Origin of the sequence: Sphingobium sp. LB126 (assembly GCF_002795205.1) — a bacterium.
Taxonomy (GTDB): domain Bacteria; phylum Pseudomonadota; class Alphaproteobacteria; order Sphingomonadales; family Sphingomonadaceae; genus Sphingobium; species Sphingobium chungbukense.
The window spans coordinates 2,954,679-2,979,694 of the sequence record NZ_NETV01000001.1; the positions used below are offsets into that span (position 1 = coordinate 2,954,679).

Genomic DNA, 25,016 nt, shown 5'->3' on the forward strand with positions numbered 1-25,016 from the left:
CAATCCCTCTCCCGCCGGGAGAGGGAAGGAGCCACGCGTAGCGTGGCGGAAGGGTGGGAGCGACGTGCTCACCTCACCCTGAAACAAAGGCCTGAAATACCAACGCCAACCCCACCATGCTGACCAGATAGGCCATAGTCCGAACCACCGGCACGCCCATGCCATAGAGCGGCAGATACACCACCCGCGCGCCCAGCCACATCCACCCGCCGATCGCGGTCAACCCACTGGTCTTCCCCGCAATCACCACGCCCAACAGCACGATGATGGCGATCGGATAGGTTTCCAGAAAATTCGCCTGCGCGCGAACCAGCCGCCCGCCGACAGGGGCGAGCGGCGGCAATTCCTCATCGCGCGCGCCCATATTCCATTTGGTGCCATATTGCCGGGTCTTGATATGCGCCGCCGCGAAAATGTGGACCAGCAGCAATACGCAACTCCACGCCAATATCTTCAGCTCGACGGCCATATCGTCCTCCCCCTCAATCCGGCATCACCGGCAACCATATCGCGCTTGCACTGCCGGCGCCATAATGCACGCTCTGCGTCGCAATCCTGTAATCGCTCTTCTTCGCGTTGAAGATCGACGGCACAAAGCTTTGCGGATTGCGGTCGTAAAGCGGGAAGAGGCTCGATTGCACCGTGACCATGATCCGGTGCCCCGGTTGGAACAGATGGTTCACATTGGGCAGGCCGAATTTGTAATTCTCAACCCTGCCCGGCACCAGCGCCTCCGGCTTGTCGAAACCATGGACGTAACGGCCGCGATAGATTTCGATTCCGATCGGCAGTTGATAGCCCGCCATTTTCGGCACGTTGCTATATTGTTCGGGATAGACGTCGATCAGCTTGACCACCCAGTCGCTGTCCGTTCCGGATGTCGCCGCGAACAGATCGACCATCGGCTGCCCGGCGATATGCACCGGTTTGTCCAGCACAGGCGTCATATAGCTCAGCACATCAGGCCGCCCGGCGACGAAGCGCTGGTCCTTCACCAGCCAGGTCTTCCAAGCATCATCCTTGTTCGGGAGGATGGGGCGGGGAAGATAGGGCACGGGCTTGGCCGGGTCGGAGGCATAGCTGTCGCTGCCCTCGGTCGCCGGCCTTACCCAGTTCAAACCATTGCCTGCGGACAGATATAGCGGCGTCGCCTTGCCGCCCGGCCACTTCGCCATCACCTGCCATTTGTCGGCTCCGGTCTCATAGCTAAGCGCGCCAGGCACCTTATAACCTTTGGGAGGATCATCCTTCAAATAATGGTCAAGAAAGGGTTTCATGGTGTCGCGCCGGAACTGAATCCCGGTATCGCCCGCAAAATCCAGATCGCCCAGATGCGACCCGTCATAGTTGACGCCGCTGTGTCGCCATGGCCCGATGACCAGGCTCACCATGTCGTTATTCTTGTCCTGCGGCTCCAGCGCCTTGTAAACCGCCGGGGCGCCATAGCTGTCCTCCTGGTCCCACTGGCCCACGACCAGCATGATCGGCACGGTCAGCTTGCGCTTGGCCAGCAGCTTGTCGACGGCTTGCTCCTGCCAATAGCTGTCATAGGCCGGATGCTCCATCAGCTTTCGCGAGAAAGGGAAGATATCCAGCCCATAGGCTCGCGCGAAATCGCCCGCCGACCCCTCGGCCAGATAGGCCTCATATTCATCGCCCGTCCCATAGGGCACGCCGCCGCCGCCCTTCTTCGCGGTCTGACCCAGCACATAGTTGAAATTGGGCTGGCGGAAGGCGCCGTTATGGAACCAGTCGTCCCCGATCCAGCCGTCCACCATGGGGCTTTGCGGCACGGCCGCTTTCAGCGCCGGATGCGGATCGATCAGGGCCATCAGTGACGTGAAGCCCAGATAGGATGATCCGGTTATCCCAACCTTTCCATTGCTTTCCGGGACATTCTTCACAAGCCAGTCGATCGTGTCATAGGCGTCCGTGCTATGGTCGACCTGGGTGTGATTGAGCGGCCCTCGCAGAGGCCGGGTCATCACATAATCGCCCTCGGAGCCGTCCAGCCCGCGCACATCCTGATAGACGCGGATATAGCCGTCATTGACGAACTCGGCGTCGGAGACGGGCAGGATTTCCTCGATCTTCTGGCTGCGGTTGCGGGACGTCGCCTTGCCCGCATTATAGGGGGTGCGGCTGAGCAGGATCGGACCATGGGTCGTGCCCTTGCGCATGACGACGACGGTGAACAGCTTCACCCCGTCGCGCATCGGGATCATCACTTCGCGCCGGATATAATCGGCCTGCTCGCGGGCGGGATCGTAGACCTTGACCGTATCGGGGGTCATCGGATCGATCTGCGCGCCCAACGGCGGCCCGAACGCCGCGATCGCCAGGGCCAGGACGGAAATCCGCGCGATGATTTTCATGGTCGTTGCTCCCTTGCAGGCGGCAAGGGGTAATCATCGAACGATTGTATAGCAATGGGTTGGAAACAGGCGGGCAATAACAAAAATCCTCCCCAATGCCTGACGAGGGGAGGATTTGAAAGGTTCAGAACACCGGCTGGTTCGCCGGGTCGTCCGGATCGGCGACGGGTGAGGGGATCGGCGCCACCGGTGAGTGGATGCCACATTCCACCTTGTCCCACCCACGCCAGCGCCCGGCGCGCGGATCTTCGCCCGGCAGCACCTTGGACGTGCACGGTTCGCAACCGATCGACAGATAACCCTGTGCCTCCAGCGGATGCCGCGGCAGATTTTCCGCCTCGAACCAGGCTTCCAGATCGGCCTTGGTCCAATCGCCCAGCGGGTTGATCTTCAGCCGCCCGTCCTCGATCTCGAAGCGGGGCAGGTTCTGCCGCGTCACCGACTGGAACGCCTTGCGCCCAGAAATCCAGGCGTCGAGGCCTTCTTTGGCGCGGGCCATCGGTTCTACCTTGCGGATTTCGCAGCAGCCGTCGGGATCATAGGACCAGCGCAGGCCGGTTTCGTCCTTTTTCGCCAGCACTTCCGCATTGGGCACCACGGCCCGGCTGTCGGTGAAGCCCAGGGTGCTGATCAGCGTCTCACGATAGTCCAGCGTCTCGCCAAACATCTTGAGCGTATCGACAAAGATCACCGGCACGGTCCTGTCCGCCTTGGCGACCAGCGACAGCAGCACCGCGCTTTCCGTGCCGAAGGACGACACGACCGCGACATTCCCCGCCAGCCCTTCGGCAAAGACGGTCTTGAGCATCGACAGCGTGTCGACGCCTTCGAAACGCGCGTTGAGCGCGTCCGCGTCGGCCTGGGTAAAGGCGGGGCGGGCGTCGATGACGTCAAGCTTGCGGGCAGGTTCAGCCATTCACAGTCTCCGGGTGCCGTTTCGCCCACACCGGGCTGCGGCCGTCGACGGTCTTCTGATAGACGTCGGCATAACGATGGAGCGCACGCTCCACGGCGGCATCGTCCAGCGCCTTGTCGGGCCGGAAGCTGTCGAAACCGCAGCGACGCATGGCATTGAGCTGGTCCACCAGCACATCGCCCACGGCGCGAAGCTCACCCTCATATCCGGCCTCGCGCAAAATCCGCGCCGCCGAATAGCCGCGCCCATCGCCATAGGCCGGGAAGTTCACCTCCACCAGCGACAGCCGGTCGAGATAGGGCAGCAATTCACGCGCATCCTCGCCCGCTTCGATCCGCACGGCGGTCGAGTTGGACTGGCCGGTGAAGGATTCGACCGTCACGGCCGGCTCCTGCGCGGCTTCGCCTTCGCGGAAGGACAGGAACTCAACCATAGATCGCCTCCTTGAAGGGCTTCATGCCAAGACGGCGATAGGTATCGAGGAAGCGTTCGCCTTCCTCTCGCTCAGCGAGATAGAGGTCCGTGACCTTCTCGATGGCATCCACGACGCCATCTTCCGAGAAGCCGGGGCCGGTGATCTGACCGACGGCGGCGTCCTCCGCGCCCGATCCGCCGAGCGAGAGCTGGAAATTCTCCACGCCCTTCCGGTCCACGCCCAGCACGCCGATATGACCGGCATGGTGGTGGCCGCAGGCGTTGATGCAGCCCGAAATCTTGACCTTCAGCTCGCCCAGATCCTTCTGCCGCCCAGCGTCGGCAAAGCGCTCCGACAGCTTCTGCGCCAGCGGGATCGACCGCGCATTGGCAAGGCTGCAATAGTCCAGGCCAGGGCAGGCGATGATGTCGGTGATGAGGTCCAGATTGGCCTCCGCCAGCCCGGCTTCGTCGAGCTTCTGCCAGATGGCGTAGAGGTCCGCCTTCTTCACATGCGGCAGGACGAGATTCTGTGCATGGGTCACGCGCAGTTCATCGAACGAATAGGTTTCGGCCAGATCAGCCACCAGCCCGATCTGCTCCGCCGAAGCATCGCCCGGAATCCCGCCCTTGGGCTTCAGGCTGATATTGACGATGGCATAGCCCGGCTGCTTGTGCGCCGCGACCTGACGGTCCACCCACAACGCGAAGGCCGGATCGGCGCGGTCGATTTCGTCGGCCAGACCCTGCTCATAAGCGGGGTTGGCGAAGAAGGGCCGGATGCGATCCAGTTCCTCGGTCGGCGGGTTGAGGCCGAGCTGCTTCATATGCGCATACTCTTCCTCGACCTGACGCTTATATTCCTCGACGCCCAGTTCGTGGACCAGGATCTTGATCCGCGCCTTATATTTGTTGTCGCGGCGGCCGTAGCGGTTGTAGACGCGCAGGCAAGCCTCCAGATAAGAGACGATCTCATCTTCGGGCACGAAGTCCTTGATTTGCGGCGCAACCATCGGCGTACGGCCCATGCCGCCACCGGCATAGACTTCCGCGCCGATCTGGCCGTCCCGCGACACCAGCTTAAGGCCGATGTCATGCAGGCGCATGGCCGCCCGGTCTTCCTCCGACGCGATCACGCAAATCTTGAACTTACGCGGCAGATAGGTGAATTCCGGATGGAAGGTCGACCACTGGCGCAGCAATTCCGCCCAGGGACGCGGATCGGTCGCTTCATCGGCGGACACGCCCGCATATTGATCGGACGAGATATTGCGGATGCAGTTGCCGCTGGTCTGGATGGCATGCATCTCGACCGTCGCCAGCTCGGCCAGGATATCCGGCGCATCGGCCAGCTTGATCCAGTTGTACTGAAGGTTCGTCCGCGTGGTGAAATGACCATAGCCCTTGTCATATTTCGCCGCGATTTCGCCCAACTTGCGCATCTGCTTGGCACTCAGCGTGCCATAGGGAATGGCGACGCGCAGCATATAGGCGTGCAGTTGGAGATAGAGGCCGTTCATCAGCCGCAGCGGCTTGAACTGGTCCTCGGTCAGTTGCCCGGCCAGACGGCGCTGGGTCTGGTCGCGAAATTCCTCGACGCGGGCGTCGACGATGGACTGGTCGTAGCTGTCGTAACGATACATGGTTCAGATCACCCAGTTGCCGGCATCGGCGTCATTCGGTTTCAACGTCAGGTCGGGGCGCACGGTCGGCCCCAGCGCGCGGATGCGGTCCTTGATATGGGCCGGTCGCACGCCGCCCTCGTCTCGGCTAGCGTCGATCACATAGGCGCCCACGACGCGCAGCGCGGCTTCCTCGGCCCGTGCGAGGTCATCGCCCTTGTCGCCCACGTCGACGGATTCGCCGACCTGCCGCGACCAGCCGTCGCCCGCCCACCAGATCACGTCCCCGGTGCTGAGGTCATTGCCGGTCAAAATCTTCACTTGTCTGTCTCCGCCCCAATATTCGTCCTTGCGGTCCAATTCGCCAGCACATCGCGTGCCAGCGCATAGCTCGCCACTTCCCCGACCACGATCAGCGCGGGGCTCTTTACCTGTTCCCGTGCCACCATGTCGCCCAGGTCGGCGAGCAGGGTACGCAATGTCCGCATATCGGCGCGCGTGCCATTTTCAAGCACCGCCACCGGAATTGCCGGCGAAACGCCGTCGGCCATCAACTTGTCGGCAATGTCCGCCGCCGTCGCCACGCCCATGTAGATAACGAGTGTCCGCCCGGCGCCCGCCAGCCCGGACCAGTCCTGATCGGTCAGCCCCTTGCACTGGCCGGCGACGAAAGTGACTGCGCTCGCCGCGTCGCGATGGGTAAGGGGCAGTTGCGCCTGCGCCGCCGAACCGATCGCCGCACTGATCCCGGGCACGACCTCGACAGGCACGCCTGCCGCGCGGCAGGCCTCCATTTCCTCGCCGCCGCGCCCGAAGATAAAGGGATCGCCCCCCTTCAGCCGCACGACCGATTGTCCTGCCAGCGCCATTGCCACCAGCAGGGCATTGATGTCTTCCTGCGGCATCGAATGGCGGCTGCGTTGCTTGGCGACGGAAATTAGTTCGGCTTGCGGAGAGGTGAGCGCCAATATCTCCTGCGAGACCAGCCCGTCATGCACGATCACGGCGGCGTCGCGGATCAACCGGACGGCCTTGATCGTCAACAGTTCCGGATCACCCGGACCGGCGCCGACAAGATGGACAGTGGCAGGTGCAGTTTCAGCCATGCTCGGCAAATGGCGAAAGCAGCCGATTGTTTCAATTCAGAATGCTTTGCCCGGCGCGTAGGAAAATTTGGGAAGGAGCCTTCAGTCCCCCATCGTGCTGATGTCTATATCCCTGAGGCCCACGCCGATGGAGGCGCGGGGTTGCTCGATCTCGACCGAAGCGACCGGATAGGCGCAATAGTCCGCAGCATAATAGGCGCTTGGCCGATGATTGCCCGAAATGCCCACGCCGCCGAAGGGGGCGGAGGAGGAGGCGCCGTTGGTCGGCCGGTTCCAGTTGACGATTCCCGCCCGGATATTCGCCCAGAACTGGTTATATTGCTCGGGCGATCCGCCGATCAGTGCCGCCGACAATCCAAAACGGGTGTTGTTCGCTTCCCTGATCGCGGATTCGAAATCCGGCACGCGGATCACTTGCAACAAAGGACCGAACAGCTCGACATCCGGCCGTTCCGCCATGGCGGTGACGTCGATGATCGCGGGGGACAGGAATGGCAATCCCTTGGTCGGCCGGACCATATGCTTGATCGGCTTGCCGCCGTTGCTCATCAGGAACAGGAAGCTTTCGGTCAGATGATCTGCCGCCTGATTGTCGATCACCGGCCCCATATAGGGCGCAGGATCCGCATGGGGATGGTCGATGATCAGCCGGTCGGCCAGCTTCTTGACCTCGGCGATCAGCGTGTCGGCCAGGCTTTCCTTGACGATCATCCGGCTCGCCGCCGTGCAGCGTTGCCCGCTCGACAGGAAGGCCGATTGCACGATCAGCGTCGCAGCGCTGGCGATATCCGCCGTGTCCCAGGCGACGATCGGATTGTTCCCGCCCATTTCGAGGGCCAGCATCTTGCCCGGATTGCCCGCGAACTGCCGGTTGATGGCGATCCCCGTCTGCGCCGAGCCGGTGAAGAGAATCCCGCCCACATCGGGATGCGCGGCCAGCGCCTTGCCCTCATCCGGACCGCCCAGCACCAGGCGCACGACATCCTCCGGTACGCCCGCCTCATGATAGAAACGCACCAGCATCTCGCCCACCGCCGGCGTCTTTTCCGATGGCTTGAACAGCAGGGCATTGCCCGCGAGCAGGGCGGGGATGATGTGCCCGTTGGGCAGATGCGCCGGAAAATTGTAGGGGCCCAGTACCGCCATCACACCATGGGGCTTGTGCCGCACCGACTGGCGCGCACCCATGGCCGCCTCCAGCCGTCGCTGTCCGGTCCGCTCCGAAAAGGCGGCGACGGAAATGTCGACCTTGTTCATCACCGCCGTCACTTCGGTTCGCGCGTCCCAGAGAGGCTTGCCGGTTTCGCGCGCGATCAGGTCGGCCAGCGCTTCCTCATTGGCGCGCACGACATTGACGAAGCGGCGCAGTGTTTCGATGCGATAGGCGATGGGCTGCGCAGCCCATTTCGGCCAGGCGGCACGGGCGCGGGCGACTTCCGCCTCCACATCGCTGGCAGTCCCCTGCCACAAGAGGGCACCAGTGGCGGGTTCTATCGAAGTCAGCGTCGCAGACATGGCCCCGATATGGAGGATAATAGGGCGTTAGGGAAGAGGCGGCGCATCGCCCAGCGCATCGCCCATGTCCCGGATCGACGCGACCTTGGCATGGAGCGGCGCCCAATCGTCCCGCTCGGCAATGGCGTTCCAGATCGCCTCCACCTCGTCGATATGCATGGAGCAGGGCGCCACATCCGCCCAATAGGGATGATCGTTCCGTCCGCTCGCCTCAAATCCGGCAATGGCCTCCCGGAACCCGGCCCATTCCTCCCCGGCATAAGGCGCGCCGTCCCGCACGTCCCCGCCACGCCAGTCCTGAAAGAAGCGGTCGATCGGCGTTTGGCTGCCGGTCATCCCGCGCACCGCCGCCTCGATCATCGCGGATGCCTCGTCCTTCTCCACCACGCCCAGCCGCCAGCAAAACCGCCGGATCATCGCCTCGCCATAAAGCTGAGGAAAGCGCTCCAGCTGCGCGATCAGCGGTTCCGCCTTCACCAAAGGCCGCAGCGACACGGCCAGTTGCGCCACATCCCAATGGATCGACTCCGCCTGCCGCCCATAGGCATAAAGGCCGGAATGGTCGAAATAGGCGGCGGTGAAGCCCGGCTCCCACAACGGCGTGAACCGCCACGGCCCATAGTCGAAGCTCTCGCCCGTCACATTGATATTGTCGCTGTTGAGCACGCCATGCACGAAGCCCGCGACCATATAGCTCGCCGCCAGATCGGCCGTCCGCTCGACGACCCGCCCCAGCAGTTGCGCGGGCGGATTATCCCCCGGCACCTCGCTGTAAAGCCGCGTCAGTGCATAATCGGTCAACCGCTCCAGCAAAGCCTTGTCGTCATGATAGGCCGCCCGCTGGAACGATCCGATGCGGATATGCGAGTGACTGAGCCGCACCATGACGGCGCCACGCGTGGGGGAGGGTTCGTCATTCCGCTCCAGCGCCTCGCCCGTTTCGATGATGGAGAAGGTTTTGGACGTGTTTACCCCCAAAGCCTCCAGCATCTCGGTAGCCAGGATTTCCCGCACCCCACCCTTCAGCGTCAGCCGTCCGTCCCCGAAACGGCTGTAGGGCGTCTGCCCAGACCCCTTGGTGCCCAGGTCCAGCAACCGCCCGGCACCGTCCCGCACCTGCGCGAACAGAAAGCCGCGCCCGTCGCCTATGTCGGGATTATATTGCCGGAACTGATGCCCATGATAACGCAGCGCCAGCGGTCCCGACAGCGATCCCTCCAGCGGCGCGAACCGTCCGAAATGCGCTACCCATTCCCCGTCATTCAGATCGCCCAGCCCCACGGCCGGCGCCCAGCGGTCGTTGCGGAAGCGCAGGATCGTCTTTGGAAAGTCGGCGGCCGCGACGAGATCGGCGAAATCGGGTTGCAGCGCGGCGATTTCGTTCGCGGGGCTGTATTTGGCGGGTTGCAGGGCAGAGCGCATGCGGCGATATGGGGGATGCAGGGCGGAAGGATCAAGCAGCTTGAGCAGCTATAGCGACGGATATTGGTGGTCCCCCGACGGGCTGAGGCTCCATTATCGTGATTATGCCGGGGGCGAGGATGATCGCCCGCCCTTGCTCTGCCTGCCGGGCCTGACCCGCAATGCCCGCGATTTCGAGCCGCTGGCCGCGCGACTGGCGGGCGACTGGCGCCTGATCTGCCCGGACATGCGCGGCCGCGCCGAAAGCGCGCAGGCGAAAGACCCGATGACCTATGTCCCGCTGACCTATTTGCAGGACATCAGCCGCCTGTTGGCCGATCTTGCCATCACCCGCTTCGTCGCTGTCGGCACGTCGCTGGGCGGCATCATCACCATGTTGATCGCCGCCACTCATCGCGAATGGCTGGCGGGCGCGCTGCTCAACGATGTCGGCCCGACGCTGGAGGAGGCAGGCCTCGCCCGCATTCGCACCTATGTCGGCATTGGCCAGTCGCACCCAAGCTGGGTCCACGCCGCCCGCGCGCTGGAGGAATCCAATCGCGACGTCTACCCCGCCTATGGCCTCGATCAATGGCTCGCCATGGCCAAGCGCCTTTACCGCCTCAACAGCGCGGGCCGCATCGTCCTCGACTATGATATGCGCATTGCCGAGCCGCTGCGCGTCGCCAGCGACGAGGCCGGTGTCGACATGTGGCCGGTGATGCAGGCCTTTCGCGGCATCCCGACGCTGCTGCTGCGCGGCGAGCGCTCCGACCTGCTGTCCGCCGCCACTGCCGCTCGCATGGTGGAGGAAATCGGCCCGGACGCGGAACTGGCGATCATTCCCCATGTCGGCCATACCCCGCTTCTCGACGAACCGGCATCGGTCGTCGCGATCGATCGGCTGCTGGCGCGCGTCCTGAATGGCTGACGCGATTTCGGGTGAGATGGACGATTTCGCATCCCGGTGGTCACCGCGAGCAGATCAGCCCCGGTTTTTGCATGTCCACGGCAGCTTCTCGCTGGGTGGCAAGGAAGCGCGCGCGGTGCGCCTGATGAATCTATGGGGTGATCGCGCCCATCACAGCATCGTCAGCGCCGCACCGCATCTGATGAGCGCCCGCGACGCCCTCGATCCTGCCACGCCTGTCGATTTTCCCGACCCGCCGCCGCTTGCCGGCAAGCCGAGCCTCGGTCGCTTCAAGGCGATTGCGGAGTTTCTGGCGCAATATGACCTCATCCTCAGCTATAATTGGGGAGCCATGGATGCGGTGATGGCGCACCGCATCCATGCCCGATCGCTCGCCCTTCCGCCGCTCATCCACCATGAGGATGGTTTCAACGCCGATGAGGCGGGCGGCCTCAAGCCCCAGCGCAACCTCTACCGCCGGCTGGCGCTTCGGCGCGCCCATGCGCTGGTCGTTCCCTCGATCCGCCTGGAGGGGATCGCCCGCACGGTCTGGCGCCAACCTCCGGCCAAGGTTCACCTGATCCGCAACGGCATTGATACTGCCCGTTATGCGCAGCCGCCCGTGCCCGGCGCCATTCCCGCGCTCAACCGCACGCCCGGCAAGCTCCTGGTCGGCACGCTGGCCGGCTTGCGTCCGGTCAAGAACATCCCCCGTCTCGTCCGCGCCGTCGCCCCGCACCGCGACCGCCTGCAACTGGTGGTGGTGGGGGAGGGGCCGGAGCGCGACGCCATATTGGCGGAAGCGAGCGCTCATGAAATCGACGACCTTTGCATGGCGGGCTTCATGCACGAACCATGGCGTTTCATCGGCCTGTTCGATATTTTCGCCCTTTCCTCCGACAGCGAGCAATTTCCGATCTCTCTGATCGAGGCGATGGCGGCTGGCCTTCCCATAGCCTCGATGGACGTGGGCGATGTCGCCAACATGGTGGCGCCTGAAAACCGGGCATTCGTCGTGCCGGACGACGCCGCATTGGCGTCGGCCCTCGGCGCCCTTTCCGCCGATGAGGTGCTTCGTCGACGCCTTGGGGAAGCCAATCGCTTTCGGGCGCGTCGTGATTTCACGGAAGATGCGATGGTCGATGCCTATGCACGGCTTTATGGCGAGGCACTATCCAGCCCCCGCATTTTGCGATAGGGCGCCCCCAAATATTCGTCATTCCACTGTAAAGCTGCTATAGAGCGGCGTTTAAGTGGTCGGGGCCACGGGATTTTTGCGCGGGAGATTGCGTTGTTCAAGGGGTTGAAGCCCATCATTTACGGCGGCCGTGAAGTATGGCCGCTGGTCGAGGGCGGCAAGGGGGTAGCCGTTTCCAACCATGCCAGCTCCGGCGCATGGGCCGCTGCCGGCGGTATCGGCACTGTCTCGGCGGTCAATGCCGACAGCTATGACAGTTTCGGCAACGTCATCCCGCAAATCTACCATGGCCGCACCCGTCGCGACCGCCATGAGGAACTGATCGCCTATGCCATTGACGGCGCGGTCGAGCAGGTGAAGCGCGCCTTCGAAATCGCGGGCGGCAAGGGAGCGATCAACATCAATGTGCTGTGGGAAATGGGCGGCGCCCAGCGCGTCCTGCACGGCGTTCTCGAAAAGACAAGGGGCATGGTGGCCGGCGTCACCTGCGGCGCGGGCATGCCCTACAAGCTGAGCGAAATCGCCGCTTCCTACGGTGTCAGCTATCTCCCCATCGTGTCGTCCGGCCGCGCCTTCCGCGCGCTGTGGAAGCGCGCTTATTCCAAGGCGTCGGAATGGTTGGCGGCAGTGGTCTATGAGGACCCATGGCTGGCGGGTGGTCACAACGGCCTGTCGAACGCCGAAGACCCCAAAGTGCCGCAGGACCCCTATCCGCGCGTCAGGGATTTGCGTGCGACCATGCGCGAAGGCGGCATTTCCGACGATGTGCCCATCGTGATGGCGGGCGGCGTCTGGCATCTCAAGGACTGGAACGACTGGATCGACAATCCGGAACTGGGCGCCATCGCCTTCCAGTTCGGAACCCGTCCGCTGCTGACGCAGGAAAGCCCGATCCCCGACGAGTGGAAACAGCGCCTGACCCAGCTTGAGCCGGGCGACGTGCTGCTGCATCGTTTCTCTCCGACCGGTTTCTACAGTTCGGCGGTTCGCAACCCCTTCCTGCGCTCTCTTGAGGCCCGCTCCGAACGGCAGATCCCGTTCAGCACCGAACAGGCCGGCGACCACACGCATCAGCTTGATGCAGGCGTGAAGGGCAAGAATTTCTGGGTGACCCGCGGCGATCTGCTGCGCGCCCGCGAATGGGTGGGGCAGGGCTTCACCTCCGCGCTCAAGACGCCGGACAATACGCTGGTCTTCGTGACGGAGGAGGAAAAGGCCGAAATCCGCAAGGATCAGACCGACTGCATGGGCTGCCTCAGCCAGTGCGCCTTTTCAAGCTGGATGGATAGCGAGACGAATTCGACCGGCCGTCTGGCCGATCCGCGCAGCTTCTGCATCCAGAAATCGTTGCAGGAAGCTGTCCATGGCGGCGACCTCGACAAAAATCTGCTCTTCGCGGGCCATGGTGCCTACAAGTTCAAGCAGGACCCCTTCTACTCGAACGGGTTCGTGCCGACGGTCAAGCAACTCGTCGATCGCATCCTGACCGGCGACTGATGGCGGATATTCAGGGACTGGCGGTACTGCGTTATGCGACACCGCATTTCGACATCGTGCGCCCGGGGCAGTTCGTGCTCTGCGCTGTTTCGGGTGCGCGGATTGATCTGGATGATCTCAAATATTGGAGCGCCGAGTTCCAGGAAGCCTATCGCGGGCCGGAGGAGGCGACCCGTTCATTCCTGAAGCATCGCGGTCTAGGATGAATCTAAGCTTCTGATTTCGTGGGAAGTCCGCGAATTTTCGGCCCGGCTTGTGATTTTTCGGGCGGTGCAAGGTCCCATTTCAAGGCATCGCGCACTCGATATGGCGCGTTCGCAAGGCTTTTCACCGCACTTCTCCTATTCCTTTGCCATCTCTAATGGTTTATTCTTTCCAAACGAAGCGACGGAGATCGCTCGATCAAGGAAGGATGTGAGTGATGTCGCGTATCGACATTTTTGGTGATCGGATATGTGTGGTGACGAGCCTGCTGATCGTAGGCTGGTTTATCTACAACGTAGCCTTCTGATACACAGGCCGTATCCACATCCTAAAAGGCATTCCGTTTTCCAAGGCCTCTTCGCTGCCCCTGACGGCGTGAAACCTGTCTTCAGGACGGCTGAAGTAAAGCTATCTTCCCATCTCTCTATCGAATGAATAGATATATGCCCGAGCACAACGCTCCGCGGCTTTTGAAGGATGTCAGCTTGCTCCGCGTCATCAACGGCTAAAGCGCACGGTACTGAAGCGACCACGCAAGGTTTCGTGTTCCTCCTCATCAGGAGAAGACGATGACCCAATATTCCCCTCGCACTCGCAAGCGCCGCCGTCTCGCCGGCGGCCAGCAAATCCATATCCCCCATTCATCCTGGAGCCGCGTGGAACGCGCGCCCGAACGAACGGCGCCGGTCGAACCGGAAGATTTCTGGAGCCGTTTGGGCCTGTAGGATTTGCAGGCGCCAAAAGCGCGGTTCACCGGAAGACCACGGTCTTCCCGCCATTGAGCAGAACCCGCCGGTCGGCGAGCCAGCCGACCGCGCGGGCCAGCACCTGCGCCTCGATATCCCGGCCGATGCGGATCATGTCTTCGGCTGTCGCGCGATGGTCGACCCGTTCCACGGCCTGCTCGATGATCGGCCCTTCGTCCAGATCGGCGGTTACGAAATGCGCCGTCGCACCGATCAGCTTGACGCCGCGTTCATGCGCCCGGTGATAGGGGCGCGCACCCTTGAAACCGGGCAAGAAGCTGTGATGGATATTAACGCAGCGACCGGCAAGGCCGGCGACCAGACCCTCCGACAGAACCTGCATATAGCGCGCGAGGATCAGATATTCCGACTGCGTTCGATCGAAGATACCGAGCAGCGCGGCTTCCTGCGAGGCCTTGTCGCCGTTGGGCGGCAGTTCATGATAGGGGATGCCGTGCCACTCGGTGATCCGGCGCATGTCTGGATGGTTGGATACCACGCCCATGATGTCGACTGCCAGCGTCCCCGTCTGCCAGCGATGCAGCAGGTCGGCCAGGCAATGCGACCCCTTCGACACGGCGATCAGCATGCGCGGTTTTTCGTCGGCTGCTGTCAGGCGCCAGTCCATGGCGAAACGCGTGCCGATATTGGTGAATTCGCTTCGCAGCCGATCCGTGTCGTTCATATGATCGTCGGTGGCCTCGAATGCGACGCGCATGAAAAAGCGCCCGGCTTCCCTGTCGGCATATTGCTGGCTGTCGGTGATGAAGCCACCGCGCTCGGCCAGAAACTGGCTCACCGCTGCGACGATACCGACCCGGTCGGCACAAGCCAGAGTCAGCACCCAGGATGGAACGACCGGATCACTCACGCGCATCTCCCCGCAAAAACGGGGGAACCGTTGCCTCAAGCCGACGCGTCGATCAACCTGTTATGCGCTTCCGGTCGTCCCAGCTACCGCCAGAGTGAAAAGTCGCTCGACTTTCTCGGCACCCAGCACTGTCTATGACACTTGCCCCATGAGAGAGAATTCCAACCTCTTCTCGGCAAGGTCCTCACATCTTCTTGGGCATGCATTCGGCGCCAGCCGCCTTGATCGCGCCGCACAGCTTGGCGGCATCGGCGCCGCTCGCCAGCGGCCCGGCCTGCAAGCGGGTCACGCCGCCAGCCGTCAAGATGTAGGGTTGATAGCCCGAAAGGCCTTTGACCTTGCCGCTGAGCTGGCTCCACAATGTCCGCGCCCGCGCTTCGGCGCTGAATGCGCCGATCTGTACCCGCCAACCGCCGCCATTGGCTGCGCTCGGCGTCTCGACCTTGGGAGCAGACGGTTTTGCCGTCGCCACCCTGGGTGCGGGCGCGGGTGCGGGTGCGGGCGCGGCTTTGGGCGTGGGAGCCGCCACTGGCGCAGAGGGCGTTTCGGCTGGCCTGGAAGGCGGCAATGCAGCGGTCCGCAGCGGCTTGGGAGTTTCGCGCGACACAGGCATCTCCTGCCTCGGCTCGTCGCTGCCCTGCATGGCCTTTTGTGCCATGGACCGCGCCAGGGCGATGCCGTCATTCCGCTGATCCTGTGGAATGAACTTGTCCATCTGGCGAAGGCTGGTCGTCGCCTGCGCCAGCCCGGAATCCGACGCCCGGGTCATCAACGCATAGGCGCGCACCCAGTTCTTTGCCGTCAGGTCGCCGTTGAACATCGCCGTGCCGACGATATATTGCGCCCGCGGTTCGCCCCGGTCGGCGGCATGCTGCAAATAGGGCAGGGCACCCGCCCGGTCGCCTTGCTGGAACATCAGCAGGCCAAGATTATCCTCGGCGCGCGAATGGCCCTGCGCAGCGGCCTTGCGATACCAGTTGATCGCGGTGGCAGGATCGGCTTTCACGCCGCGGCCCAGCTTATAGGCCTGTCCCATGTTGAACTGCGCATCGGGATCGCCGGCCTGTGCCAGCGGCTGCCATTCCGTTACTGCCTTGCCGTAATCGCCCTGCTGCCAGGCGTCGACGCCTTTTTTCACATCGGCCAGCAGCGGAGATGCCAGACCCAAAATCGTTCCAGCGGCCATCACGCCCCAGATACGCTTCATGCTCATGCTCCCATGGATTCTGTCCATCCTATGCGGGAACAAGGTTAATAGCGACTTAGCGTCAAGAATATCGCTTTTTTCCGCGCTCATCACGCTTCCGCCTGGATTAACCAATTCTTAGGCGCGGCTGTGGCACTCCTTCCACGCAATAGGATTTTCTGGGGGAAGCTGCGTGCGCATATTGGCATTGGCATCGCAAAAAGGGGGGTCGGGCAAGACGACCCTGTCGGGTCATCTGGCCGTTCAGGCTCAAATGGCGGGCGCCGGTCCGGTCGTGTTGATCGACATCGATCCGCAGGGCTCGCTGGCCGACTGGTGGAACGAGCGCGAGGCCGAATATCCCGCCTTTGCCCAGACCACCGTGGCACGCCTTGCCGCCGACCTTGAAATCCTCCGCCAGCAGGGCTTCAAGCTCGCGGTCATCGACACGCCACCGGCGATCACCATGGCCATTCAGAGCGTCATTTCGGTCGCCGAGCTGATCGTCGTCCCGACCCGCCCCAGCCCGCACGACCTGCGCGCCGTGGGCGCCACGGTCGATCTTTGCGAACGCGCGGGCAAGCCGCTGATCTTCGTGGTCAACGCCGCCACCCCCAAGGCGCGCATCACTTCCGAAGCCGCCGTCGCCCTCTCTCAGCACGGCACGGTTGCCCCGGTCACGCTGCACCATCGCACGGATTTCGCCGCCTCGATGATCGATGGCCGCACGGTGATGGAGGTCGATCCCAATGGTCGCTCCGCCGCCGAAGTGACGCAGCTCTGGACCTATATATCCGACCGGCTGGAAAAGAATTTCCGCCGTACCGTCTTCTCGGTTCCGCACAATGCCGTGGGTACGGCAGGGACGGTCCGTCCGGCAAGCGGTGGCTTCGGCCGCCGGATCGCACAGTAAGGGGAGCGGAAAGACATGGCCGAACCGAAACCTCTCGCCTCGCTGACCTCGGGCCTGCTGGCGCGCAAGGGCGCGGCCCAGCCCGCCATGCGCCGTCCGGTGCTGGGCTTTGGCCTCACCTCCGGAGCGAACGCGCTTCAGGAGGATCTGGGCTGGAACGACATGGGCTTCGACGTCACTCAGCCCGAACCGGCTCCGGTCGAACCGCGTTCCGTCGCTGGCCTGACGCCGATGACGGCGGTCCCGACCGCTGCGCCGGTTCCCCCGGTCGTGGCCGAACGCGAGGAACTGGCCGAACGTATCGCGGAAGCCAGTATCCCAGCCAAGGCCCCTACCAAGGTGGCGAAGCCCAAAAAGGCCTCCCAGGTCCGCACCTCTGCCGTTGCGAAGGGACGCAAAGCCGCGTTCACCCTGCGGCTCGACGCCGACCGCCATCTGAAGCTGCGCCTCGCCAGCGCCATTGTCGGCCGTTCGGCGCAGCAGATGGTGACCGAAGCCCTCGACTCTTTCCTGAGCGGTTTACCGGAAATCGACCGGCTGGCCCAACAGCTTCCGCGCGCCCGCGGCGACAATTAAGGAACGGCACATCCATGAAGCGCAAGGCTTTCGCAAAGGCAGCGGTCGCATCGATGCTGATCGGCACGACCATGGTGGGATGTACGGGAGCGGCCTTCCATCCTACGGCCGCCGCGCCGCGGCAGAGCCCGGATCGTCTGGCGGCAAATGTCGAGAAGGCACTGGCCGACCGTGATGGCGCCCGCGCGGTCCAGGCTGCGGAAGCCGCCGTTGAGGCGGCTCCCCATGACGCCCGCTACCGCCAGTTGCTAGGCCGTGCCTATGTCGCGAGTGGCCGTTTCGTTTCGGCGGAAGCCGCTTTGGCGGATGCCATGACGCTCGGCAATCGCGATGCTCGCACGATCATCACCCTGGCACTGGTTCAGGCCGCGCTGGGCAAGGATCGTGCTGCGCGCGACCTGCTTGCCAATCATGCCGATACGGTTCCCGCTGCCGACTATGGTCTGGCCATGGCGATGGCCGGGAATGCGGAGGAAGGCGTTCGCATCCTTTCCCAGGTCATCCATGATCCTTCCGCCACCGCGCAGACCCGTCAGAATCTGGCCTATGCCTACGCGCTGGCTGGCCGGTGGAAGGATGCACGGATGCTGGCGGGTTTCGACCTCGATCCGCTCGCCGCCAATGAACGCATCACCCAATGGGCACAGACCGCGATCCCCGGTCAGCCTGCCCAGCGCGTCGCTGCGCTGATGGGCGTGACGATCGATGGCGCCGATATGGGACAGCCGGTGGCGCTTGCGCTGGCACCCGATCCGGCGCCGGTCCAGATGGCCGCATCGGCGCCTGCCGAACAGACACAGGAAGCCGCGCCTGTCGAGGTGGCTGCTGCCGCTCCCGCACCTGCTGCTGCCCCGCAGCAGGCTGTTGCAGAAGTGCCGGCTCCGATGATCCAGGCCATTGCGACTCCGGTACGCGTCGCCGCAGCCGGCACCGCCAGGCCGCGCCAGGCGGCAGCTCCGGCGCCCATGGCCGCGCCCGCCCGTGCCCGGCAGTTGGCCTTCCGCACCGATGGCAAGGGCAACAGCAATTGGGTGGTGCAGCTTGGAGCCTATGACAATGCCGCCATCGCCAAGGAAAAATGGGTCGCCATGGCCCGTCGAAACGGCGCGCTGGCAAGCCTGCCGGTGCTGACCAGCCAGATCACGGTGAACGGCGCGACGTTCGCGCGTCTGGCCGTCAGCGGCTTTGACGACCGTGCCGAAGCGGTTGCGCTGTGCCGGGCCATCCAGGCCCGCCGCGGTCAGTGCTTCGTGCGTGAGAATGCGGCCGACGCCACGCCGCAGCGCTGGGCGATCGCGACCCGCGGTCGTCAATACGCCTCCCGTTAGGGACTGCTCCCAGGAGGCGCAGTCAGGGCCGCAAGGCGGAGTGCGCGCTTTACGGCGCGCAATCCGGCGATGATCGGGCCGACGCGTCCATCTCCAATGTCATGAAATCCAGCTATTTCCTGCCCGCCGGACGGGCGGAAGTGGCTCCCCGAGTAGGATTCGAACCTACGGCCATTCGATTAACAGTCGAATGCTCTACCGCTGAGCTATCGGGGAGCAACCCGGCTTCCGCCTGGCAGGTCGCGCATATGCCGCCACCCTGCTGAAATGGCAAGGGCTTCGATCGGCCTGGGCCAGAAAAAATGCAAAAAGAGCACGCGCTTCAAAAGCGACGACAGCCAGGCTCGCTGGAGCCTGGCTGTCCTCAACGATCAGGCTTGGGCGGCCCGGTAACGTGGCGCTACGTCGCTTTTCGAAAGATTGGGACCCATGGCGAGCCTCGCCTCCTGCAAGGCCGTCCATTGGCCCTCGTCCGGCAGCGGGGGGATGGTCACCGTCTCGCCGCGATCGAAGCCGGTCAGTGCCGCATCGACGAGGTCGTCGACCTCCATCACGAAGCCTTCCGGCAAAGCATCGACGTCCTTCCCCGATCTCTCCCATATCTCCGTGCGGGTTGCGCCCGGAAGGACCGCCTGTACGCGGATATTCCGGCCTTCGAGTTGCGCGGCCATGGACTGGCTGAGGTTGAGCAGGAACGCCTTGGTGCCGCTATAGACGCCGTCGAAACTCTCCGGCGCCAGCGCCAGCACGGAGGAGAGGTTGATGATCGCGCCGCCGCCCGCCGCGAGGAACGCCTTGCCTGCGGCCGATGCGAGACGCGTGGTGGCCATCACATTCAGGGCGATGATCCGGGAAAGCGTGGCCGCGTCGTTGTCCAGCAGCCCGCCATTGAGCGACATGCCCGCATTGTTGACCAGCAGCGTGATGTCGCCCGTGGCGAGGCGGCTCTCGACAGTCTTCAGATCGGCCTCGGCGGTCAGGTCCGCCGCGATGACCTCCACCGATACGCCGCTTTGGTCGCGCAAACGCCCGGCAAGGGCGTCGAGCCGCGATTGGTCCCGTGCGACGAGGACGAGATCGAAGCCGCGCTTCGCCAGCCGGTCCGCATAGACCGCGCCGATACCGGTGGACGCGCCCGTGATGAGAGCGGTCCCTTTTTCCGATTGTGCCATATTCATAACTCCTTGCATGATGATCATTGGGAAAGGCGGACGCGCGCCGTGACCGACAGGCCGGGGCGCAGGGAGGCGAGGCCGGCCTGATCCGGGTCGAGGCGGATACGCACCGGCACACGCTGGACGATCTTGGTGAAGTTGCCGGTGCCCGGTTCGAAGGGCAGCAGCGCGAAAGAAGAGCCGGAGCCGGGCGCGAAGCTTTCTACATGGCCCTTGAGCGCATTGCCGCGCAGCGCATCCACGTCGATCGAAACGGGCTGGCCGATGCGCATGTCGCGCGTCTGAGTCTCCTTGAAGTTGGCGATCACATAAAGATCGTGGAGCGGCACCAGCGAGAGCAGGCGCGATCCTGCCTGCACATAGTCGCCGACCCGAGCCTGCCGGTTGCCGACCACACCGTTGATGGGCGCGCGGACCAGCGTGTGCCGCTGGTCCTGCCGGGCGAGGTCGAAGGCTGCGGCGGCGCGGCGGCGCTGGGCGACCGCTTTGGCGAGCGCCGCGTCGAGCGTTCCCCGGCGGGCCGAGGTGACGCCCGCCTGCCGCTCGGCGACGATCAGGTCGGCGCGTGCCCGAGCCGCACCCTGCCGCGCGCCGATCGCAGCGGTACGATAGCGGTCGGCCTCCGCACGGGCGACGGCGCCGGTCGCGACCAGCGCCTCATAACGGCGGCGGTCGACATCGCTGCGTCCCGCTTCGGCATCGGTCGCCCGGATCGCCGTGCGCGTGGCGGCGATGTTGGCGGTGGCAAGCCGTTCCTCCGCATGGAGGCTGATGAGGGCGGCGCGGGCATCCGCCACGGCGGCGTCGGCGCCGGCCAGATCCGCTTGAGCCGAGACGACGCGCGCGTCGAATTCCTCCGGATCGATGCGCACCAGCGGGTCCCCGCGATGGACGGTCTGGTTGTCGCGCACCAGCACCGCCTCGACCAGCCCGCGTATCTTGGGCGCGACGCTGGTGGTGTCGGCGGCGATATAGGCGTCGTCGGTCGATTCGGCCGAGGGGCGGGATGTGAGCCATGCCGTGCCGCCCAGCGCCACCGCTACGGCCGCGGCGGACATGAGCACGACCCGCGGCACTCTGGGCTCCGCCGGTGCCGGGGGCCCGGCCTGATGCGACGCCTCTGGGCGATCTGGTCTCTCTTCCAGTTCGATGACCCTGTTTTCGATCGTGTCTGTCCGCATGGTCCGGTTCCTGACCCCATTGCATAAATATTATGACTGTCATATATATGATGAACATCATTTGTCTAGGGCGGAACATAAATTCTCATGACCAGCTTCGCTTCACGGCTGCGCGCATTGGGTCGGGACTGGTCGGACAATCCGTCGGCCATGCCCGACGCACGCAAGTTCCTGATCTTCGGGGTGATGGCCTTCGGGCAGTTCATGGCCCTGTTCGACATCCAGATTGTCTCCGCCTCGCTGAATGAGGTGCAGGCGGGCCTTGCGGCCGGTCCCGACGAGGTGAGCTGGGTGCAGACCGCCTATCTGATGGCGGAACTCGTCATGATCCCGCTCTCCGCCTATCTGGCGCGGGCGATGTCGACGCGCTGGCTGTTCGCCCTGTCGGCGGGACTGTTCACTGTCTCCAGCCTGCTGTGTGGTCTCGCCTGGAACATCGAATCGATGATCGCCTTTCGCGCGATGCAGGGGTTTACGGGCGGGGCGATGGTGCCGCTGGTGTTCGCGGTGGGCTTCAGCATCTTTTCGGGGAAGCAGCGGGCGATGATTCCCGCGATCCTGGGTACGGTCGCGGTGATCGCGCCTACCGCCGGCCCCACGGCGGGCGGCCTCATCACTAACGCGTTCGACTGGCGCTGGCTGTTCTTCATCAACATCCTGCCCGGCATCGTCGTGACCAGCTTGTCGATCGTGGTGATCCGTGTGGACAAGGCCAGGCCGTCGCTGTTCCGCAGCATCGACTGGAGCCATTTCACGGCCATGGCGATATTCCTCGCGGGCCTGGAATATGTGCTGGAGGAAGGGCCGCGCAAGGACTGGTTCGGCGAACCCGCGATCGCCATTGCCGCTTGGCTGTCCTTCGTGGGCTTTGTCCTGTTCCTCGAGCGGGCCTTTTTCTCGACCAATCCGGTCGTGACGTTGCGCCCGTTCCGCAAGCCGATCTTCGCCTTCGCCTGCCTGTTCAATCTCGTCATCGGCTTCGGCATGTATGCGTCGGTCTATCTCGTGCCGGTCTATCTGGCGCGGGTGCGCGGTTACGATTCGCTCCAGATCGGCACGACGGTGTTCGTGGTCGGTCTTGCCCAACTCATGAGCACTTTCATCGCCGCGACGCTCAGCCAGCGGATCGACATGCGCTGGATGATCACCGCGGGATTGAGCCTGTTCGCCGGCAGTCTCTGGCTGACCTCATCCATGACCAGCAACTGGGGTTTCTGGGAACTGGCGCTGCCCCAGGCCGTGCGCGGTCTTGCCCTCATGCTGTGCATCGTACCGAGCGTGAACATGGCGCTTTCCGCCTTTCCGCCCGCCGAACTGGGCGCGGCCTCGGGCCTGTTCAACCTGATGCGCAATCTGGGCGGCGCGGTCGGCATCGCGGTGGTCAACACCTGGTTGCAGGACAATGCCCGAATCGCCGTCGCGCGCATCGGCGAAGCCCTCGGCCATAATGGGCATGAGGCGGGCGAGACGCTGGCGGCACTGACCGCCAGGATCGGCGCCGTGGTCCCCGATCCTGCACAGGCCGCCCTTACGGCACAGGGCCTGATGGCGCGGGTCGTCGGCCGAGAGGCACTGACTCTCGCGTTCGACGATGTCTTCCGCATCATGGCCTGGATGTTCCTCGCCGCCCTGATCCTCGTCCCCTTCTGCCGCCAGGCGCCCGGCACCCAGCCACCGCCGTCCGAAGCGGCCGCCCATTGATGGAGAAAATGATGCGCCTTGCCTCCCTGTTGTTGCTCACCACGGCCCTGTCGGCCTGCACAGCGGGACCGGATTATCAGCGCCCCGCTACGGTTCTGACCCCGACCTATGCCACGCCCGTCGCCACGCAGGCGGCGGACGCGACATGGTGGCATCGTTTCGACGATCCGCTGCTCGACCGCATCGTCGACAAGGTGCTGGCGCAAAATCTCGACATCGCCGCCGCCAGCGCCCGCATCGCGCAATCGCGAGCGGCGGCGAAGGCGGCGGGCGCGGCGCTCTTGCCCGCGATCGGCGCGGCCGGATCAGCGAGCAGCGCCAGCCAGTCGCTGCATTCGCCCTTCGGCGCGGCGGCGAACCAGCTCGGTTTCCCGCGCGGCTATGAGCTTTATGAGCTGGGCGCGCAGGCAAGTTGGGAAATAGACCTGTTCGGCGGCCTCGCTCGGCAGCGTCAGGCGGCGGTTGCGGGCTTGCAGGCCAGTACCGCCGATGAAGCCGCCGTGCGGCTCAGCGTGGTGGCGGAAACGGTCGACGCCTATCTGCAACTGCGCGGGCTGCAGGCGCGGCTCGATGTTGCGGAAAGGCAGCTTGCGGTGCAACGCGCGCTCACGGATCTCATCCGGCAACGGGTGGTCCAGGGCCTATCCGCTGACCGCGACCTCAACCGCGCCATGGGCGATGCCGAGGGGGTAGAGGCCTCGCTCGCGCCCTTGCGCACGGCAATAGCTGGACAGGTCAACCGGCTCGACGTGCTGATGGGGCAACAGGCCGGCAGTGGCCGTGCCGATCTGTTTTCCGCCACGCCGATCCCGGCGGCTATCATCCCCACCGGCAGTGCCAATCCGGCTGATTTGATGCGCCGCCGCCCGGACGTGGTCGCTGCGGAACGCCGAGTCGCTGCCGCCAATGCGCGCATCGGCGCGGCCTTGGCGGACTATTACCCCAAATTGTCGCTCGGCGGTCTGCTTGGCTTCGCCAGCGTGGGTACGGCAGCTTTGTTCGCGGGCGACGCAGTGCAGGCATCGGGCGGCCTTGGCCTGCGCTGGCGGTTGTTCGATTTTGGTCGTGTCGATGCCGAGGTCGCCGGAGCGCGGGGCGGGGAGGCGGAGGCGCTGGCGCTCTATCGCTCCACTGTCCTCCATGCGACGGAGGATGTGGAAAACGCCTTCGTCCGTCTTGCCGAGGGCCGCAATGAGGTCACGACCTTGGAACGGCAGGTCGCCGTGCTCCGTCAGGCGCGCGCCCAGGCGCAATCGGCCTATGAAAGCGGAGCGGTTGCGCTGATCGAGCTGTTGGATGCAGATAGGATGCTGCTTGCGGCGTCGGATCGTCTTGTAGAGGCACGCGCCGGGGAAGCGCGCGCCTCGGTGGCGGCGATCCGGGCATTGGGCGGTGGTTATCAGGAGGTTTGAACGGCGATGGCCGACAAGAGCGCGCATAAGGCAAAGACACGGGCCCGTATTCTGGAAGAAGCGGCTGGAGCGATCCGCACCGGCGGAACCCAGGGGATCAGCGTCGCCGACCTGATGAAGCGGGCTGGCCTGACCCATGGCGGCTTCTATGCTCATTTCGCATCACGCGACGATCTGGTCGCGCACGCCGTCGGTCGCACGTTCGAGGATAGCTCGATGATGCTCGCCCATTTCCTGGACGGAGAACCCGACCTTGCCGGATTGATCGACTTCTATCTGTCGGAAGGTGCCTATCGACGTGTCGAGAAGGGGTGCCCGCTGCCGGGTCTGGCGGGCGAGGCGGGGCGGATGCCCACACCCGCACGGGAACGTTTCGAGGCGGGCGTGAAGCGTTTCCGCGACCGGATGTCGGCGGCACTGGCGACCATGGGCAAGACCGACAGCGAAGAACTGGCCAGTTCCGTGCTGGCGGAGATGGTCGGGGCGATGACGCTGGCGCGATCCATGCTGGACGATCAAGCGGCCTTCGCCTTCCTCGACGCTTCGCGCAGCCGCATCAAGGCGCGGCTCGGCCTGGAGTGATTCCCAGCGCGAAACCGGTTGTCGGAATGTGGAGGAAGTGGCTCCCCGAGTAGGATTCGAACCTACGGCCATTCGATTAACAGTCGAATGCTCTACCGCTGAGCTATCGGGGAGCAACCCGGCTTCCGTCGGGCAGGCCGCGCCTATAGCAGCGGCTTTCCGATCATGGCAAGCGCCAAATGTCGGA

Annotated in this window: 24 protein-coding genes and 2 tRNA genes; 11 read left to right on the top strand and 15 right to left on the bottom strand. The window is 64.2% G+C overall.

Annotated features, from left to right (window positions below):
* Positions 1 to 73: 73 nt before the first annotated feature.
* The 9 genes from CAF53_RS14515 to CAF53_RS14555 form a co-directional block, all read right to left on the bottom strand.
* The gene (locus CAF53_RS14515) at positions 74 to 469 is read right to left on the bottom strand and encodes an MAPEG family protein (protein ID WP_100238443.1); all 396 of its coding nucleotides are present in this window, start codon (positions 467 to 469) and stop codon (positions 74 to 76) included.
* A gap of 13 nt (positions 470 to 482) precedes the next feature.
* Complete coding sequence (locus CAF53_RS14520; protein ID WP_100238444.1) at positions 483 to 2,375, bottom strand: CocE/NonD family hydrolase; 1,893 nt, start codon at positions 2,373 to 2,375, stop codon at positions 483 to 485.
* A gap of 124 nt (positions 2,376 to 2,499) precedes the next feature.
* On the bottom strand, positions 2,500 to 3,291 hold the full coding sequence (locus CAF53_RS14525) for a phosphoadenylyl-sulfate reductase (RefSeq protein WP_100238445.1): 792 nt from the start codon (positions 3,289 to 3,291) through the stop codon (positions 2,500 to 2,502).
* Complete coding sequence (locus tag CAF53_RS14530; protein ID WP_046765650.1) at positions 3,284 to 3,724, bottom strand: DUF934 domain-containing protein; 441 nt, start codon at positions 3,722 to 3,724, stop codon at positions 3,284 to 3,286. Before CAF53_RS14530 ends, CAF53_RS14525 begins: the two co-directional genes overlap by 8 nt.
* Positions 3,717 to 5,348, bottom strand: coding sequence for a nitrite/sulfite reductase (locus CAF53_RS14535; protein WP_100238446.1), 1,632 nt, complete (start codon positions 5,346 to 5,348; stop codon positions 3,717 to 3,719). The genes CAF53_RS14530 and CAF53_RS14535 overlap by 8 nt, the downstream gene beginning before the upstream one ends.
* Positions 5,349 to 5,351: 3 nt before the next feature.
* Positions 5,352 to 5,648 (bottom strand): DUF2849 domain-containing protein, encoded by a 297-nt coding sequence (locus CAF53_RS14540; RefSeq protein ID WP_100238447.1) that lies wholly within the window; start codon positions 5,646 to 5,648, stop codon positions 5,352 to 5,354.
* Entirely contained in the window at positions 5,645 to 6,433 is a 789-nt protein-coding gene (gene cobA, locus CAF53_RS14545; protein ID WP_100238448.1) for a uroporphyrinogen-III C-methyltransferase, read from the bottom strand. The genes CAF53_RS14540 and cobA overlap by 4 nt, the downstream gene beginning before the upstream one ends.
* Before the next feature lie 81 nt (positions 6,434 to 6,514).
* Entirely contained in the window at positions 6,515 to 7,948 is a 1,434-nt protein-coding gene (astD, locus tag CAF53_RS14550; RefSeq protein WP_046765654.1) for a succinylglutamate-semialdehyde dehydrogenase, read from the bottom strand.
* A gap of 27 nt (positions 7,949 to 7,975) precedes the next feature.
* A complete protein-coding gene (locus CAF53_RS14555; protein ID WP_100238449.1) occupies positions 7,976 to 9,370 on the bottom strand; it encodes a protein adenylyltransferase SelO in 1,395 nt (464 codons plus the stop codon).
* Between the two features lie 40 nt (positions 9,371 to 9,410).
* On the opposite strand from CAF53_RS14555, the gene CAF53_RS14560 reads away from it, so the two are divergent.
* The 5 genes from CAF53_RS14560 to CAF53_RS27570 all read left to right on the top strand — a co-directional run bounded on the left by CAF53_RS14560 (position 9,411) and on the right by CAF53_RS27570 (position 13,883).
* Entirely contained in the window at positions 9,411 to 10,280 is an 870-nt protein-coding gene (locus CAF53_RS14560; protein ID WP_100238450.1) for an alpha/beta hydrolase, read from the top strand.
* Positions 10,281 to 10,296: 16 nt separating this feature from the next.
* Positions 10,297 to 11,457, top strand: a complete 1,161-nt coding sequence (locus tag CAF53_RS14565) for a glycosyltransferase family 4 protein (RefSeq protein WP_100238832.1) — start codon at positions 10,297 to 10,299, stop codon at positions 11,455 to 11,457.
* A 93-nt stretch (positions 11,458 to 11,550) separates the two neighbouring features.
* On the top strand, positions 11,551 to 12,954 hold the full coding sequence (locus CAF53_RS14570) for a nitronate monooxygenase (RefSeq protein ID WP_046765657.1): 1,404 nt from the start codon (positions 11,551 to 11,553) through the stop codon (positions 12,952 to 12,954).
* Positions 12,954 to 13,160 (top strand): DUF2093 domain-containing protein, encoded by a 207-nt coding sequence (locus CAF53_RS14575; RefSeq protein WP_046765658.1) that lies wholly within the window; start codon positions 12,954 to 12,956, stop codon positions 13,158 to 13,160. Before CAF53_RS14570 ends, CAF53_RS14575 begins: the two co-directional genes overlap by 1 nt.
* Positions 13,161 to 13,727: 567 nt before the next feature.
* Positions 13,728 to 13,883 (top strand): hypothetical protein, encoded by a 156-nt coding sequence (locus CAF53_RS27570; RefSeq protein ID WP_197707420.1) that lies wholly within the window; start codon positions 13,728 to 13,730, stop codon positions 13,881 to 13,883.
* Between the two features lie 25 nt (positions 13,884 to 13,908).
* Here CAF53_RS27570 and purU read toward each other — a convergent pair whose 3' ends face one another.
* Positions 13,909 to 14,775: a formyltetrahydrofolate deformylase gene (gene purU, locus CAF53_RS14580; protein ID WP_100238833.1), complete on the bottom strand. Its 867-nt coding sequence runs from the start codon at positions 14,773 to 14,775 to the stop codon at positions 13,909 to 13,911.
* A gap of 184 nt (positions 14,776 to 14,959) precedes the next feature.
* Positions 14,960 to 15,988 carry an SPOR domain-containing protein gene (locus CAF53_RS14585; protein WP_100238451.1) on the bottom strand — a complete coding sequence of 343 codons (1,029 nt, stop codon included), beginning with the start codon at positions 15,986 to 15,988 and terminating at the stop codon, positions 14,960 to 14,962.
* 166 nt (positions 15,989 to 16,154) lie between these two features.
* Between CAF53_RS14585 and CAF53_RS14590 the strand changes: the two genes are divergently transcribed.
* From CAF53_RS14590 to CAF53_RS14600, 3 genes are read left to right on the top strand one after another with little or no spacing between them, the layout of a single operon-like run.
* Positions 16,155 to 16,874 (top strand): ParA family protein, encoded by a 720-nt coding sequence (locus tag CAF53_RS14590; RefSeq protein WP_046765661.1) that lies wholly within the window; start codon positions 16,155 to 16,157, stop codon positions 16,872 to 16,874.
* 15 nt (positions 16,875 to 16,889) lie between these two features.
* Positions 16,890 to 17,450 (top strand): hypothetical protein, encoded by a 561-nt coding sequence (locus tag CAF53_RS14595; RefSeq protein WP_046765662.1) that lies wholly within the window; start codon positions 16,890 to 16,892, stop codon positions 17,448 to 17,450.
* Positions 17,451 to 17,464: 14 nt separating this feature from the next.
* A complete protein-coding gene (locus tag CAF53_RS14600; protein WP_046765663.1) occupies positions 17,465 to 18,778 on the top strand; it encodes an SPOR domain-containing protein in 1,314 nt (437 codons plus the stop codon).
* 141 nt (positions 18,779 to 18,919) lie between these two features.
* On the opposite strand, the gene CAF53_RS14605 is transcribed toward CAF53_RS14600, so the two are convergent.
* The 3 genes from CAF53_RS14605 to CAF53_RS14615 form a co-directional block, all read right to left on the bottom strand.
* A tRNA-Asn gene (locus CAF53_RS14605) sits at positions 18,920 to 18,994 on the bottom strand.
* Between the two features lie 155 nt (positions 18,995 to 19,149).
* Positions 19,150 to 19,950, bottom strand: coding sequence for an SDR family oxidoreductase (locus CAF53_RS14610; RefSeq protein WP_100238834.1), 801 nt, complete (start codon positions 19,948 to 19,950; stop codon positions 19,150 to 19,152).
* A gap of 23 nt (positions 19,951 to 19,973) precedes the next feature.
* Positions 19,974 to 21,029, bottom strand: coding sequence for an HlyD family secretion protein (locus CAF53_RS14615; RefSeq protein WP_232307683.1), 1,056 nt, complete (start codon positions 21,027 to 21,029; stop codon positions 19,974 to 19,976).
* 192 nt (positions 21,030 to 21,221) lie between these two features.
* On the opposite strand from CAF53_RS14615, the gene CAF53_RS14620 reads away from it, so the two are divergent.
* The 3 genes from CAF53_RS14620 to CAF53_RS14630 are packed head-to-tail and all read left to right on the top strand — an operon-like array spanning position 21,222 to position 24,829.
* Positions 21,222 to 22,835, top strand: coding sequence for a DHA2 family efflux MFS transporter permease subunit (locus CAF53_RS14620; protein ID WP_197707422.1), 1,614 nt, complete (start codon positions 21,222 to 21,224; stop codon positions 22,833 to 22,835).
* Between the two features lie 11 nt (positions 22,836 to 22,846).
* The gene (locus CAF53_RS14625) at positions 22,847 to 24,247 is read left to right on the top strand and encodes an efflux transporter outer membrane subunit (protein ID WP_242443446.1); all 1,401 of its coding nucleotides are present in this window, start codon (positions 22,847 to 22,849) and stop codon (positions 24,245 to 24,247) included.
* A gap of 6 nt (positions 24,248 to 24,253) precedes the next feature.
* The gene (locus CAF53_RS14630; protein WP_046765666.1) at positions 24,254 to 24,829 is read left to right on the top strand and encodes a TetR/AcrR family transcriptional regulator; all 576 of its coding nucleotides are present in this window, start codon (positions 24,254 to 24,256) and stop codon (positions 24,827 to 24,829) included.
* A gap of 38 nt (positions 24,830 to 24,867) precedes the next feature.
* Here the strand turns inward: CAF53_RS14630 and CAF53_RS14635 are convergent.
* Positions 24,868 to 24,942 (bottom strand) — tRNA-Asn (locus CAF53_RS14635).
* Positions 24,943 to 25,016 lie beyond the last annotated feature (74 nt).

Bases quoted from the DNA above. Each gene is read 5' to 3' on its own strand.
- CAF53_RS14535 (WP_100238446.1), bottom strand. From the start codon at position 5,348: ATGTATCGTTACGACAGCTACGACCAGTCCATCGTCGACGCCCGCGTC.
- CAF53_RS14595 (WP_046765662.1), top strand. From the start codon at position 16,890: ATGGCCGAACCGAAACCTCTCGCCTCGCTGACCTCGGGCCTGCTGGCG.
- CAF53_RS14555 (WP_100238449.1), bottom strand. From the start codon at position 9,370: ATGCGCTCTGCCCTGCAACCCGCCAAATACAGCCCCGCGAACGAAATC.
- cobA (WP_100238448.1), bottom strand. From the start codon at position 6,433: ATGGCTGAAACTGCACCTGCCACTGTCCATCTTGTCGGCGCCGGTCCG.
- CAF53_RS14525 (WP_100238445.1), bottom strand. From the start codon at position 3,291: ATGGCTGAACCTGCCCGCAAGCTTGACGTCATCGACGCCCGCCCCGCC.
- CAF53_RS14625 (WP_242443446.1), top strand. From the start codon at position 22,847: ATGCGCCTTGCCTCCCTGTTGTTGCTCACCACGGCCCTGTCGGCCTGC.
- CAF53_RS14575 (WP_046765658.1), top strand. From the start codon at position 12,954: ATGGCGGATATTCAGGGACTGGCGGTACTGCGTTATGCGACACCGCAT.
- CAF53_RS14530 (WP_046765650.1), bottom strand. From the start codon at position 3,724: ATGGTTGAGTTCCTGTCCTTCCGCGAAGGCGAAGCCGCGCAGGAGCCG.
- astD (WP_046765654.1), bottom strand. From the start codon at position 7,948: ATGTCTGCGACGCTGACTTCGATAGAACCCGCCACTGGTGCCCTCTTG.
- CAF53_RS14600 (WP_046765663.1), top strand. From the start codon at position 17,465: ATGAAGCGCAAGGCTTTCGCAAAGGCAGCGGTCGCATCGATGCTGATC.
- CAF53_RS14585 (WP_100238451.1), bottom strand. From the start codon at position 15,988: ATGAGCATGAAGCGTATCTGGGGCGTGATGGCCGCTGGAACGATTTTG.
- CAF53_RS14515 (WP_100238443.1), bottom strand. From the start codon at position 469: ATGGCCGTCGAGCTGAAGATATTGGCGTGGAGTTGCGTATTGCTGCTG.
- CAF53_RS14565 (WP_100238832.1), top strand. From the start codon at position 10,297: ATGGACGATTTCGCATCCCGGTGGTCACCGCGAGCAGATCAGCCCCGG.
- CAF53_RS27570 (WP_197707420.1), top strand. From the start codon at position 13,728: ATGACCCAATATTCCCCTCGCACTCGCAAGCGCCGCCGTCTCGCCGGC.
- CAF53_RS14630 (WP_046765666.1), top strand. From the start codon at position 24,254: ATGGCCGACAAGAGCGCGCATAAGGCAAAGACACGGGCCCGTATTCTG.
- CAF53_RS14620 (WP_197707422.1), top strand. From the start codon at position 21,222: ATGACCAGCTTCGCTTCACGGCTGCGCGCATTGGGTCGGGACTGGTCG.
- CAF53_RS14610 (WP_100238834.1), bottom strand. From the start codon at position 19,950: ATGGCACAATCGGAAAAAGGGACCGCTCTCATCACGGGCGCGTCCACC.
- CAF53_RS14520 (WP_100238444.1), bottom strand. From the start codon at position 2,375: ATGAAAATCATCGCGCGGATTTCCGTCCTGGCCCTGGCGATCGCGGCG.